Raw genomic sequence first — 12,947 nt, forward strand, 5'->3', positions numbered from 1 at the left:
CGTCGGGTGCCCTTCAGATATCCAGTACGACTCGGCCTCCGGCCGACCCGTGCTCGACCAGTTCGTGTGCCTCGGCGATCCCCGTCAGGGGCAACCGGGCGGCGATCGGGTAGCGCAGGTCACCGGCGACCAGCGCTGCCGTCAGCTCGACGGAGGCGGCCTCGTTCGCCGACTCCGGGAAGTCGTCGTTGCTGAGAAAACGCACAGTGATGTTCTGGAAGCCGAGCGGCCAGTACGGGATGGCCGGCTCGGCGGCGACCGTCGCGTACGTGGCGATGACGCCACCGATGCGCAGGATCTCAAGGTTGGTCGCCAGGTTGGCGTCGAAGGCCAACTCGGCCACCCGGTCGATCGGTTCCCCACCGGTGTGGTCGAGGATCCTGGTGGCGACATCGCCACTGGCGACGTCGACCGCGTGGTGCGCGCCCGCTGCCAGTGCCTGTTCGACCTGCTCGGGCGTGCGGACTGTCGCGATCACCAGGGCGCCGGCCCGGCGGGCCACCGCCAACGCGGCCCGTCCGACAGCGCCGAGGGCACCGGTGACGACGACCCTTTGCCCGTCCACCGGACCATCCGCGAAGATCGCCCGATGGGCGGTAATGCCCGGGATGCCGAGCCCGGCGGCCTGCTCGTACGGCACCTCCGCCGGCAGCGCCACGGCGTGCCGGGCCGGCACGACCGTGTACTCGGCGGCGGTGCCGAACGGGCGGTACGACTGCGCGAGATAGACCCAGACCCGTTCGCCGACGCGGGAGGGGTCGACACCCGATCCGACCGCGTCGATCACTCCGGCGCCGTCGCCGTGCGGGACGACCCGGGGAAACGACATGGTGGACCCCCACCATCCCTGCCGTTTACCAAGGTCACCGACGTGGATCCCGGAGACCGCCACCCGCACCCGGACCTCACCCTCGCCCGGCTGCGGGTCGGGCAGCTCACCGACCTGGAGCACTTCGCGCGGCGGGCCCTGCCGGTCGTACCACGCCGCGCGCATCAGGCACCCGCCGCCTCGGTCGTGGTGCCCTCCTCGACGCTGATCACCGAGTCGATCAGCGAGAAGAAGGCCTGGATGCCGGGCCGGTCCGCGCCTCGGCGCCGCGATTCGGCGAAGTCCTCCGAGGAGCCCCAAAAAACAATGTCCAGCCATTCGTCGGCCGACACCCGGACCAGTCGGGCTTCGAGGAAGCCGGCGCGGTCGGCCGCGAAGTCACGCAGCATCGCCGGCCGTGCGGCCAGCAGAGCCTCGGCGCGCTCGGCTGGTACGCGGAAACGGGTGATCTCGACGGTGGTCATCAATCCTCGATCCGGTCGGCACTGGGCGTTGGACCCTTGACACCTAACATCAGCCTGAGCTGGGCCAGCAGGACATCCCGAAACTCCGTCGGCGACGGCGTGGGATGGTGCTGCACGCGGGAGACGATCAACCCGGCCAGGGCCGACAGCAGCAGATCCGTCACCGCCCCGGCGTCGTGGGCCAGCTCGAACGCGCCCCGCTCAGCGCCCTGAAGTACAGCGTCCAGAAACGGCGCCCGGTACCGCGTCTGCACCTCCGCGCTGTAGTGGCGGAGTTCGTCGTCGCGCATCGCGGAACGCCAGAACTCGACGAGGATCTGCCTGGTGCTCTCCGAGTTGTGCAGACTCCGGTCCACAAGCGCGACGAGTCGGCGCCACGGGTCGGCTTCGGCGGCGGACACCGCTCGCAGGGCGTCCACCTCCCGGTCGGTGAACACCTGCATCGCCTCGATGACCATGTCCTCGCGCGAACCGAAGTAGGTCTGCAAGGTGCTGATCGCGACGCCCCCGGCCGCCGACACGTCCGCGAACCGCGTGTTCTCGTAACCCCGGGCGGCGAGCACCGCTGCCACGGCGTCGAGCACGGCGTCCCGCTTCGCTCCGCCGGCACGCCTTCGGCGGGTGATCGACATAGCGATACGGTACGGCCGTACCGGCCAAACGAGTAGGCAGAGACCCGGACTGTGATACGAAGCACCCTCATTGCGTTGCTATGCCCCGATCAGGGCAGCGAGCCGGTGCCTGCGGAGCCGGAGATCGACTCCGGTTTCCGGTAACCGGGCTGTCGGCGGTGACGGGATACCGCGACTTCACGAAAACCGTGACGATCACCGGGGCAGCGCTGGCCGAAAGCGAAAACGGCCCCCGGAGGGGGCCGTTTCACCTGATCTCGTGGCGCGGGGTCACTCGGTGCTGGTGGCCGCCTTGCGCGGGGCGGCCTTCTTCGCCGGGGCCTTCTTGGCCGCCGCCTTGGCTGTCGTCGCCTTGGCCGTCGTGGTCTTCTTCGCGGCCGTGGACTTGCTGGCCGCAGCCGTCTTCTTCGCCGCGGTGGCCTTCTTCGCCGGGGCCTTCTTCGCCGCCGCCTTCTTGCGCGGGGCCGGACCCTTGGCCCGCTTCTCGGCGAGCATCTCGGAGGCTTCCTCGATGGTCAGCGCCTCCGGGGTCTGCCCACGCCGCAGGGAGGCGTTGACCTCCCCGTCGGTGACGTACGGGCCGAAGCGGCCGTCCTTGATCACCAGCGGCTTCTCGGTCGCCGGGTCGACGCCCATCTCACGCAGCGGCGGCGCGGCGGCCCGTCGGCCACGCGTCTTCGGAGCTGCCAGCAGGGCCAGCGCCTCGTCCAGGCTGACCGTGAACATCTGCTCTTCGGACTCCAGCGAGCGGAACTCCTCGCCCCGCTTGACGTACGGGCCGTAGCGACCGTTGTTCGCGAACACCTCGACGCCGTCCGGCGCGACACCGACCAACCGGGGAAGGCTGAGCAGCTTGAGCGCCTGCTCCAGGGTCAGCGAGTCCGGTGTCTGGGTTCGCAGCAGCGACGACTTGCGCTCGCCGCTGGACACGTACGGGCCGAACCGGCCGGACTTGAGCACGATCGGCTCCCCGGTGGCCGGGTCGTCGCCGAGCTTGCGCTCGCCGCCGCCGCCGAGGAACAGCTCGTGGACCTTCTCCGGGGTCAGCTCGTCCGGCGCGAGGCCCTCGGGGATCGGCGCCCGGTCGCCCTGGGCACCGCCCTCCTCACCCTCTGCCGGTGTCGCCGGGGCCTCGCCGGGCACCGCCCGCTGGAGGTACGGCCCGTACCGGCCGACCCGGACGACGACCTCACGACCGTCGTCGTCGGTGAAGAGCGGGATGGAGTTGACGCTACGGGCGTCGATGTCGCTGAGGTTTTCGGTGACCAGCTTCTTGAGCCCACCGGAACGGGCGATGTCCTGGTCACCGGCACCGTTGGCGCTGCCGAAGTAGAACGCGGTGAGGAAGTCGACAGCGGCGTGGTCGCCGCCGGCGATCTCGTCCAGCTCGTTCTCCATCGAGGCGGTGAAGTCGTAGTCGATGAGGCGGGGGTAGTGCCGCTCCATCAACCCGATCACCGCGAACGCCAGGAACGTCGGGATCATCGCCTGGCCGCGCTTGGTGACGTACCCCCGGTCCTGGATCGTCTGCATGATCGACGCGTAGGTGGACGGCCGGCCGATGCCCAGCTCCTCCAGTGCCTTGACCAGCGACGCTTCGGTGTAGCGCGACGGCGGCTGGGTGTGGTGACCCTGCGCGGCCAGCTCGTCGGCGGTCAGCGGCTGGTCCTTGACCAGGTTGGGCAGGCGGCGCTCGGCGTCCTCGGCCTCGGCGTTCTCGTCGTCGCTGGACTCGACGTACGCGCGCAGGAAGCCCGGGTCGGTGATCGTCTTACCGGTCGCCCCGAAGTCGGCTTCCTCCTGGGAGGTGGAGACCGCCCGGATGCGCACCGAGACACTGGAACCGACGGCGTCGGTCATCTGCGAGGCGATGGTCCGCCGCCAGATCAGCTCGTAGAGCTTGAACTCCTCGGCCGACAACTCCTTGGCGACCTCGCCCGGGGTGCGGAAGTTGTCCCCCGCCGGGCGGATCGCCTCGTGCGCCTCCTGCGCGTTCTTCACCTTGCCGGTGTAGCGACGCGGCTCCGGCGGCACGCTGCGCTCGCCGTACAGCTCGACGATCTGCCGTCGGGCCGCCGAGATGGCGGTCTCCGACAGGTTCACCGAGTCGGTACGCATATAGGTGATGTAGCCGTTCTCGTACAGCCGCTGGGCGGTGCGCATCGTCTGCTGTGACGACAGGCGCAGCTTGCGGGCCGCCTCCTGCTGGAGGGTCGAGGTGATGAACGGCGCGTACGGGCGACGACGGTAGGGCTTCTCCTCGACCCGGGTGACGGTGAACGGCCGCCCCTCCAGCCGGGCCGCCAGCCCACGGGCGCCGCCCTCGTCGAGGTGCACGACGCCGGCGCCGGCACGGACGCGACCCGTCGTCGGCTCGAAGTCCTTACCGGTGGCGATCCGGTCGCCGTTCAACGCGATCAGGGTGGCGTTGAAGGCGCGCGGGCCCTCGCCGGCGTTCGCCACGGCGAGGGTGGCCAGGATGTCCCAGTATTCGGCGGTGCGGAACGCCATCCGCTGCCGCTCCCGCTCGACCACGATGCGGGTCGCCACGGACTGCACCCGGCCGGCCGAGAGTTTCGGCATGACCTTCTTCCACAGCACCGGGGAGACTTCGTAGCCGTAGAGCCGGTCGAGGATCCGCCGTGCTTCCTGGGCGTCGACCAGGTCGCGGTCGATCTCCCGGGGGTTGGCGACGGCCGCCTGGATCGCCGGCTTGGTGATCTCGTGGAAGACCATCCGCTTGACCGGGACCTTGGGCTTGAGCGTCTCGACCAGGTGCCAGGCGATCGCCTCGCCCTCGCGGTCCTCATCCGTCGCCAGGAAGATCTCGTCGACCTCCTTGGCCAGCTTCACCAGCTTGGTGATCTGCTGCTTGCGGTCGGCGGAGACGACGTAGAGCGCGTGGAAGCCGTTGTCCACGTCCACCCCGAGCCGGGCCCAGGGCTCACCCTTGTACTTGGCCGGCACGTCGGCGGCGTTGCGCGGCAGGTCGCGGACGTGACCGAAGCTGGCCTCCACGACGTACCCCGGGCCAAGGTAGCCCGAGATCGTCTTGGCCTTCGCCGGTGACTCGACGATGACCAGACGGGTGGTTCCAGCGTTGCTAGGCACGTCTCTCCCCGACCTCACTCCTGCTCGTGGCCTGCCGGCGCCCGGGCAGCGACCGCTTTCGACCCCGCCGTCGCACCGACGGTCCGGATGTCCAACGTAACGCGCCGCCCGCGTTTCGGGTTTCGCGGGCGGTAAACCGCTTCGGCACTGCCGGACGGCGCCACCGTACACCGTGGGTAGGGCTCCGAGAGGGTCACCGTGACGATCCCGGGCCCACGACCAAGGTCCAACCCGCCCGTTACCGCCCGGATTCCCCGGCCCAATGTCCAACACCAGACACCCGGCCGCCGCCCCGGACCCCTGGTCGATCATGGACTTGTGGTGGGCTTTTTGGCCGATGATCGACGCGTTCAGAGGTCTGAGGGCCAGGCGGTGGGGGGTGCTGCGGGCGGTGGCGCGCCGACCAGCTCGGCCAGCCGGGCCATCCGGCGGCGGCCGGTGATCCGGTACGCCGGCCCGTCCTCCCCCGGGCCGAGCAGCTCCCCCGCCAGCCCCGCCGCCGCGAGCGCGACGCCGATCGGCTCCCAACACTCCTGCTCGTCGGCGCCCAGCCGCAACAGGAAGCCGTCCGGAGGCTCCGGCGTACCGGCGGCGGCGAGCCACAGCCGCAACCTCCGCCCCGTCAGGTGGAAGGTGGCCGGCGGGCGCTTCGTCGCACCGTGCAGCCAGGCGACAGCGAGCGGCTTCAGGACCCGGGTGTACGACGTACGGACGGCGTGTCGCTCGCCCTCGGCCGGCTCCCAGCTCGCCGCCAACCCCCGTGCCGCCAGTTCGGCGACGAGAACGTGCACCCGCCAGGCGGCGTCCACCTGCACCGAGAGACGGGCGGTACCACCCATCCGGACCACCTCGCCCGGCCCGGCGAGCAACCCGGCCAGGTCGGCGACCACGGGTTCGGCCGCCTCGGCGCCGAAGAAGACAAGTTGCCGGCCGGCGTCGTCACCCGGAGCGGAAGGACCGTTGCGGGCCGGGCCGCCGCGTCGTCGCGCGGGTGTGGGCGCGTCCGCCTCGGGCGCGGGGAACAGCGCCGGGGGCGGTTCCGCCTTCGGAGTGTCACCGAACCCGCTCAGCGACACTCCGGCACCTCGTCGAAGGCCTGTTTCAACTCCTCGGAGTTGAGCTTGCTGGTGTCCAGCGCGCTGCCGTCGTACTCCTTGTTGAGGGTCTCCACCGCGGCCCGCACGCCGTCGTAGAAGACTGTCGGCTCACCGGTGCCCAGCCCGTCGATGGTGTCCCGGGCGCGACCGTACGCGTCCCGCATCTTCCCCAGCGAGCTACGGAACCCCGCCGAGATCGCCTCGCCGTTGTCGGTCTCCGGGATGCCCGCCTGCTCCACCTTGCGGCGGGCGGCCTCGCTGGCCTGCTCCGCACCACCGAAGAGCCGCACCAGGTTCTCCTTGGCCTGCGCCGGGGTGGTCTGCGCGGTCATCTGCTCGTCGGTGCTGCTGGTCAACTTGCTGATCTCGGACCGCCACGGAGTGAGCGCGCCACAGACCGATGCCGCCCACGCACGTGGACTGGGCCCGCCGCCGCAACCGGCGAGTACGACGACGACCGTGGCCAGGACCACCGTGAACCTTCCGGCGGCAGACGCCCGGCACGTACGCATGCGTTGCAGCGTACGGCCTTCGGCGAGGTGTGGCACCGGGCCGGACGGCCGGGGTCCCCGGTCGACGCGTACGCCGACCGGGGACCCCTCGCCCGTGCCAGGTCAGGCGTTGACCGTCTCCGGCCGGTGGTCGGTGCTGCCCGCGCCGGTGTTGCCGTCGGCGTCGGAGTCGGACATCGCGATGCCCTTGCGCTTGCTGAACACCACCGACGCCACGATGATCAGCGTCGCCACCAGGGCGATGCCGATCCGCAGGCCGACGTTGCGGTCGTCGCCGACGCTCCAGGCCACCACGGCGGGTGCGATCAGCAGCGAGACCAGGTTCATCACCTTGATCAGCGGGTTGATCGCCGGGCCTGCGGTGTCCTTGAACGGGTCACCGACGGTGTCGCCGATGACAGTGGCGGCGTGCGACTCGGAGCCCTTGCCGCCGTACGCGCCGTCCTCGACCAACTTCTTGGCGTTGTCCCAGGCCCCACCGGAGTTGGACAGGAACACCGCCATCAGGGTGCCGGCACCGATCGCACCGGCCAGGTACGCGGCGAGCGCGCCCGGCCCGAGGCCGAAGCCGACAGCGATCGGCGCCAGGATGGCGAGCAGACCGGGGGTCATCAGCTCGCGCTGCGCGTCCCGGGTGCAGATGTCGACGACCTTGCCGTACTCCGGGCGCTGGGTGCGGTCCATGATGCCGGGCAGCTCACGGAACTGCCGGCGGACCTCCATCACCACGGCACCGGCCGAGCGGGACACCGCGTTGATGGCCAGACCGGAGAAGAGGAAGACCACCGCCGCACCGATGATCAGGCCGACCAGGTTGCGCGGGTTCGCCACGTTCAGCGAGTTGAGGATCTCGTTGCCGACATCCTGCACACCCGCGCTGGCGTACGCGCTGCTGAGCGTGTCGGTGTACGAGCCGAACAGCGCGGTCGCGGCGAGCACCGCCGTGGCGATCGCGATGCCCTTGGTGATCGCCTTGGTGGTGTTGCCCACCGCGTCCAGCTCGGTGAGGACCCGCGCGCCGTGCTCGTCGATGTCGCCGGACATCTCGGCGACGCCCTGGGCGTTGTCGGAGATCGGCCCGAAGGTGTCCATCGCCACGATCACGCCGACGGTGGTGAGCAGGCCGGTGCCCGCCAGCGCCACCGCGAACAGCGACAGCGTGATGGAGCTGCCGCCGAGCAGGAACGCGCCGAAGACGCCGGCGCCGATCAGCACCGCCGAGTAGACCGCCGACTCCAGACCGACGCTGATGCCGGCCAGGATGACGGTGGCGGCACCGGTCTGCGAGCTCTTGCCGATGTCCTGCACCGGTCGCTTGTTGGTCTCGGTGAAGTAGCCGGTCAGCGCCTGGATCGCGGCGGCCAGCACGATACCGATCACGACCGCGCCGATGGCCACCAGTCGCGGGTTGCCGGGCGCGTCGGTCAGTCCACTGTCGAACTCCCCGAAGGTCGCCGGGAGGTACGCGTAGGCGGCGACCGCCACCAGCACCGCGGAGAGCAGCGCGGAAAGGTAGAACGCCCGGTTGATCGCGGTCAGACCATTGCGGTCGGACGCCCGCAGCCGGGTGATGAAGACGCCGACGATCGCGATCAGCACGCCGATGGTGGAGATGATCAGCGGGAAGACCAGGCCCTCCTCGCCGAACGCGGCCCGACCGAGGATCAGCGCGGCGACCAGCGTCACCGCGTACGACTCGAACAGGTCGGCGGCCATGCCGGCACAGTCGCCGACGTTGTCGCCGACGTTGTCGGCGATGGTGGCGGCGTTGCGCGGGTCGTCCTCGGGGATGCCCTGCTCGACCTTGCCGACCAGGTCGGCGCCGACGTCGGCGGCCTTGGTGAAGATGCCGCCGCCGACCCGCATGAACATCGCGAGCAGCGCGGCGCCGAAGCCGAAGCCCTCCAGCACCGTCGGCGCGTCACCCCGGTAGACGAGGACGACGAGCGCGGCGCCGAAGAGGCCGAGGCCGACGGTGAGGAAGCCGACGACACCACCGGTCCGGAACGCGATCTTCATGGCGGCCTCGCGGCCACCTTCGCGCTCCCTCGCGGCGGCGGCGACCCGCAGGTTGGCGCGGGTGGCCAACCACATGCCGGCACCGCCGATGAACGCGCTGAACAGCGCGCCGACCACGAAGAACGCCGACCGGCCGATCTTCACTGCCAACTCACTGCCGTCGGTGTCGTGCACCGGCAGCAGGAAGAGCAGCACCACCGCGACGACCACGAAGATCGCCAGGGTACGGAACTGGCGAAGCAGGTAGGCCGAGGCGCCCTCCTGGACCGCCCCCGAGATCTCCTGCATGGTGGCGGTGCCCTTACCGGCAGCCAGCACCGTCTTTGTGAGGGCGGCCGCGAAGGCGAGCGCCACCAGCGCGATTGCCGCGGCGATGACGACGTAGGTGACATTGCTTCCGGTAAGGGAAAGCCCGCCGCCGTCGGCGGCCAAGGTCTCGGACATCTGTGTCCTCCTGTTACCGAACACTCGCGCCGGTGAGTGGAGACGCACTGACCGACGCCTGGATGCGGACTCGCAAGCGCGCGCCAACCCACCCCAGCGGACCAGCGATGAACACCCATACCCGCTGGCTGCGGGATGGATCACTTGCTGACAACCCGGGTACTGTAGCCCTCCGCAGTGTCGGAGGTCACACGCAGGTCCCACCGTGTCGCGATGATCTTCGTCGCTGTGTTATGAAACGAAATCTGATATAGGGCCCGATCCATACAGGAAGGCCGCACCCCCGGCAAGGGATGCGGCCTGGAAACGAAACGGGGTCAGCGGCCGACCGGCCACACCATCCGCACCTCGGTGCCGATGCCCTCGTCGACCGGGCGCACCTGAAGGTCCTCGACGAACCCGGCGAGCAGCGCGAAGCCGACGCCGGTGGTCAGCGCCTCGTCGGTGAGCGACTCGTTGGCCAGCTCGTCCGGCGGCAACGCGGTCAGGCCGATGCCCGCCTCGATCGGCGCCCGATCCACCACCCGCACCGCGTACGAGCCACCGTCGGACATCTCCACCAGCACCGGGTCGGCGAGACCGTACTGTCGGTGCAGGGCCACCGCCCGGGTGCACGCCTCACCGATGGCCAGGCGCACCTCGTCCAGCAGGTCCTCCCGGACCCCGGCCCGCCGGGCGACGGCGACGCCGACCAACCGGGCTGTCCGCACGTGCACCGGGGCGGGCGAGAACGAGAGCTTGACTGTCGCCATCACGCGCCGGCGCCCGCCGGGTCGGCGCTGATCGCGGCGTCGACCGTCGGGTGCAGCGGGAACACCTGGTCCAGTGCGGTGATCCGGAAGATCTTGAGCAACGGCTCCTTGTCGCAGACCAGGGCGAACGAACCGCCGGCCGACCGGAGCCGCTTGAGCGCGCCGACCAGCACGCCCAGCCCGGTGGAGTCGAGGAAGTCCACCCGACCGAGGTCGACAACAACGTGACGGGCACCACCGTCGATCAACTCGAGGAGTCGTTCGCGGAGTCGGGGCGCGGTGTAGACGTCCACCTCACCACCGACCTCGAGCACCGTGTGCTCACCCACGGTGCGCGTCGCCAGCGACAGCTCCATCGGTCCTCCTCGCCAGAGCCGTAAACTCTCGTGGGCATCTAACCACTACCGCCGGCACGGCCTGCGAACGCCAGCGGAGGCTTCCCCTTACCCCGGTGTCCGACTTTTCATCTCCGAACACCAGTGCGAGAGTGCAGGGCGTGACCACCAACGACTTCAGCGCTGCGCGTCCCACGCCGCGCCACGACCCGGAGTCGTTGTCGCCGGCCACCGTATCCGCTGGTCACGGCCCGGGGCCAGCGCCGGCCGACCTGCTGCGCCGGCTACGCGCCCGAGGCGCCGGAGACCCGGTCACCCACGTGGAGCGGGTGCCGGCACGCGCCGGGGTGCCCGCCCCGTGGCCGTCCTGGGCACCGGCGGAGCTGCAAGCCGCGTTCACCCGGCGTGGCGTGGTCGCGCCGTGGCAGCACCAGGTCCAGGCGGCCACCCTGGCGTACGAGGGCGACCATGTGGTGGTCGCCACCGGCACCGCGTCCGGTAAGTCGCTGGCGTACCAGCTCCCGGCCCTCGCCACGCTGCTCGCCGACCCCCGGGCCACGGTGCTCTACCTGGCACCGACCAAGGCCCTCGCCGCCGACCAGCTGCGGGCCGTCGCCGCACTGGAACTGGAGGGGGTACGCCCCGCCTGCTACGACGGGGACACCCCGCGCGCCGAGCGGGAGTGGATCCGCCGGCACTCCCGGTTCGTGCTGACCAACCCGGACATGCTGCACCACGGCATCCTGCCGGGGCATGCCCAGTGGTCCGGTTTCCTGCGCCGACTCGCGTACGTGGTGATCGACGAGTGCCACACCTACCGTGGGGTGTTCGGCTCGCACGTGGCGCACGTGCTGCGCCGGCTCCGCCGGCAGTGCGCCCGGTTCGGGGCCACCCCGGTCTTCGTCCTCGCCTCCGCGACCTCCGGTGACCCGGCCACCGCAGCCGGACGGCTGACCGGGCTGCCGGTGACAGCTGTCACCGAGGACGCGTCGCCGCGCGGCGGGGTGACCTTCGCGCTCTGGGAGCCGCCGCTGCTGCCGCCCGACTCCGGCGCCACTCCCCCCGACTCTTCGTCGGTGCCCGGCCAGGCGACCGGCGACCGCTCCTCTGCTCCGGCCCCCGGCCAGGCGTCCGGCGACCACTCCTCTGCTCCGGCCCCCGGCCAGGCGACCGGCGACCACGATGACCTTCGGCAGGTCCGCCGGTCGGCGCTGCGCGAGACCGCTGACCTGCTCGCCGACACGGTCGCCGAGGGGGTACGCACACTCGCGTTCGTCCGCTCCCGCAAGGGCGCCGAAGTCGTGGCCGCCAACGCGCGGCGGTCGCTGGACGACGCCGTCCCGGGGCTCGGCGACCGGGTGGCCGCCTACCGGGGTGGCTACCTGCGCGAGGAGCGGCGTGAGCTGGAACGGGCGCTGCTGCACGGCGACCTGCTCGGTCTGGCCTCCACCAACGCACTGGAGCTGGGCGTGGACCTGGTCGGGTTGGACGCGGTGCTGATCTGCGGCTACCCGGGCACCCGGGCGTCGCTGTGGCAGCAGGCGGGCCGCGCCGGGCGTTCCGGGCAGGAGGCCCTCGCGGTCCTGGTGGCCCGGGACGACCCGCTGGACACCTACCTGGTGCACCACCCGGAGGCGATCTTCGGGGCGCCGGTGGAGGCGACGGTCCTCGACCCGGCCAACCGGTACGTGCTGGCACCGCAACTCGCCTGCGCCGCTGCCGAGGCCCCGCTCACCCCAGCCGACCTGGTGCTCTTCGGCGACGGGGCGAAGGAGGCAGTCGACGAACTGGTGGCGGCCGGCGCGCTGCGGCAGCGGCCCACCGGCTGGTACTGGCGGCACCGGGAACGCCCCGAGGTGGACCTGCGCGGCGAGGGCGGCGCACCGGTCTGCGTGGTCGAGTCGGCCACCGGCCGACTGCTGGGCACCGTCGACGGCGGTTCCTCGCACTTCCTGCTCCACCCCGGCGCGGTCTACCTCCACCAGGGCGTCTCGTACGTGGTGGACGAGCTGGACCTGGCCGACGGCTGCGCGTTGGTGCACGTCGAGGAGCCGGACTGGTCCACCCACGCCCGCGACGTCACCGACCTGTCAGTGGTGTCCGTGCGCTCGTACGTGGACGCCGGCCCGGTCGGCATGTTCCTCGGCGAGGTCGACGTGACCAGTCAGGTCGTGTCGTACCAGCGGCGGCGCATCGCCACCGGCGAGGTGATCGACACCCGGCCGCTCGACCTGCCCGCCCGGGAGCTGCGCACGGTGGCGGTCTGGTTCACCCTGTCACCGCAGTCGTTGGCTCTCGCCGGAGTCCAGTCGGCCGACGTGCCGGGTGCGCTGCACGCCGCCGAACACGCCGCGATCGGCCTGCTACCGCTGATGGCCACCTGCGACCGGTGGGACATCGGCGGGCTATCCACCGCCGTGCACGCGGACACCGAGGCACCGACCGTCTTCGTGTACGACGGGCACCCGGGTGGCGCCGGGTTCGCCGAGCGGGCGTACGGGACGGCGTCGGCGTGGCTGCGGGCCACCCGGGACGCGATCGCGGAGTGCGGCTGCGAGACCGGCTGCCCGTCCTGCGTACAGTCACCGAAGTGCGGAAACGGCAACAATCCGCTCTCCAAACCGGACGCGATCCGGGTGCTCGACGTGGTGTTGGCGAACCTGCCCGAGTAGCCGGTTGCATGAATTGCCCCGGCACTGGGCACAATGGCATGGGAGCGCTTCCATCGATGTCCATGCTGTTGATTTGCCCC

General features: G+C 71.0%; 10 protein-coding genes. 1 reads left to right on the forward strand and 9 read right to left on the reverse strand.

Annotation, left to right across the window (positions count from 1 at the left end; translation table 11 throughout):
- Nucleotides 1-13: 13 nt before the first annotated feature.
- From O3438_RS20475 to O3438_RS20515, 9 genes are all read right to left on the reverse strand, one after another.
- The gene (locus tag O3438_RS20475; RefSeq protein ID WP_269681458.1) at nt 14-994 is read right to left on the reverse strand and encodes an NADPH:quinone reductase; all 981 of its coding nucleotides are present in this window, start codon (nt 992-994) and stop codon (nt 14-16) included.
- Nucleotides 994-1,293: an antibiotic biosynthesis monooxygenase gene (locus O3438_RS20480; RefSeq protein ID WP_269681459.1), complete on the reverse strand. Its 300-nt coding sequence runs from the start codon at nt 1,291-1,293 to the stop codon at nt 994-996. The genes O3438_RS20475 and O3438_RS20480 overlap by 1 nt, the downstream gene beginning before the upstream one ends.
- Complete coding sequence (locus tag O3438_RS20485; protein ID WP_269681460.1) at nt 1,293-1,925, reverse strand: TetR/AcrR family transcriptional regulator; 633 nt, start codon at nt 1,923-1,925, stop codon at nt 1,293-1,295. The genes O3438_RS20480 and O3438_RS20485 overlap by 1 nt, the downstream gene beginning before the upstream one ends.
- 270 nt (nt 1,926-2,195) lie before the next feature.
- On the reverse strand, nt 2,196-5,036 hold the full coding sequence (gene topA / locus O3438_RS20490; RefSeq protein ID WP_269681461.1) for a type I DNA topoisomerase: 2,841 nt from the start codon (nt 5,034-5,036) through the stop codon (nt 2,196-2,198).
- 350 nt (nt 5,037-5,386) lie between these two features.
- Nucleotides 5,387-6,112 (reverse strand): hypothetical protein, encoded by a 726-nt coding sequence (locus O3438_RS20495; RefSeq protein WP_269681462.1) that lies wholly within the window; start codon nt 6,110-6,112, stop codon nt 5,387-5,389.
- Nucleotides 6,103-6,645: a hypothetical protein gene (locus tag O3438_RS20500; RefSeq protein WP_269681463.1), complete on the reverse strand. Its 543-nt coding sequence runs from the start codon at nt 6,643-6,645 to the stop codon at nt 6,103-6,105. The genes O3438_RS20495 and O3438_RS20500 overlap by 10 nt, the downstream gene beginning before the upstream one ends.
- 102 nt (nt 6,646-6,747) lie before the next feature.
- Nucleotides 6,748-9,108 carry a sodium-translocating pyrophosphatase gene (locus O3438_RS20505; protein ID WP_269681464.1) on the reverse strand — a complete coding sequence of 787 codons (2,361 nt, stop codon included), beginning with the start codon at nt 9,106-9,108 and terminating at the stop codon, nt 6,748-6,750.
- A gap of 317 nt (nt 9,109-9,425) precedes the next feature.
- Complete coding sequence (locus O3438_RS20510; protein WP_030334228.1) at nt 9,426-9,863, reverse strand: ATP-binding protein; 438 nt, start codon at nt 9,861-9,863, stop codon at nt 9,426-9,428.
- Nucleotides 9,860-10,216, reverse strand: a complete 357-nt coding sequence (locus tag O3438_RS20515) for an STAS domain-containing protein (RefSeq protein WP_088986718.1) — start codon at nt 10,214-10,216, stop codon at nt 9,860-9,862. Before O3438_RS20515 ends, O3438_RS20510 begins: the two co-directional genes overlap by 4 nt.
- Before the next feature lie 140 nt (nt 10,217-10,356).
- On the opposite strand from O3438_RS20515, the gene O3438_RS20520 reads away from it, so the two are divergent.
- Entirely contained in the window at nt 10,357-12,867 is a 2,511-nt protein-coding gene (locus O3438_RS20520) for a DEAD/DEAH box helicase (protein ID WP_269681465.1), read from the forward strand.
- Nucleotides 12,868-12,947 lie beyond the last annotated feature (80 nt).

It is taken from the genome of Micromonospora sp. WMMC250, from assembly GCF_027460215.1.
GTDB lineage: Bacteria > Actinomycetota > Actinomycetes > Mycobacteriales > Micromonosporaceae > Micromonospora > Micromonospora taraxaci.

Excerpts from the sequence above, each read along its gene's own strand:
- O3438_RS20515 (WP_088986718.1), bottom strand. The coding sequence starts at position 10,216 with ATGGAGCTGTCGCTGGCGACGCGCACCGTGGGTGAGCACACGGTGCTC.
- O3438_RS20475 (WP_269681458.1), bottom strand. The coding sequence starts at position 994 with ATGCGCGCGGCGTGGTACGACCGGCAGGGCCCGCCGCGCGAAGTGCTC.
- O3438_RS20480 (WP_269681459.1), bottom strand. The coding sequence starts at position 1,293 with ATGACCACCGTCGAGATCACCCGTTTCCGCGTACCAGCCGAGCGCGCC.
- O3438_RS20505 (WP_269681464.1), bottom strand. The coding sequence starts at position 9,108 with ATGTCCGAGACCTTGGCCGCCGACGGCGGCGGGCTTTCCCTTACCGGA.
- O3438_RS20500 (WP_269681463.1), bottom strand. The coding sequence starts at position 6,645 with ATGCGTACGTGCCGGGCGTCTGCCGCCGGAAGGTTCACGGTGGTCCTG.
- O3438_RS20485 (WP_269681460.1), bottom strand. The coding sequence starts at position 1,925 with ATGTCGATCACCCGCCGAAGGCGTGCCGGCGGAGCGAAGCGGGACGCC.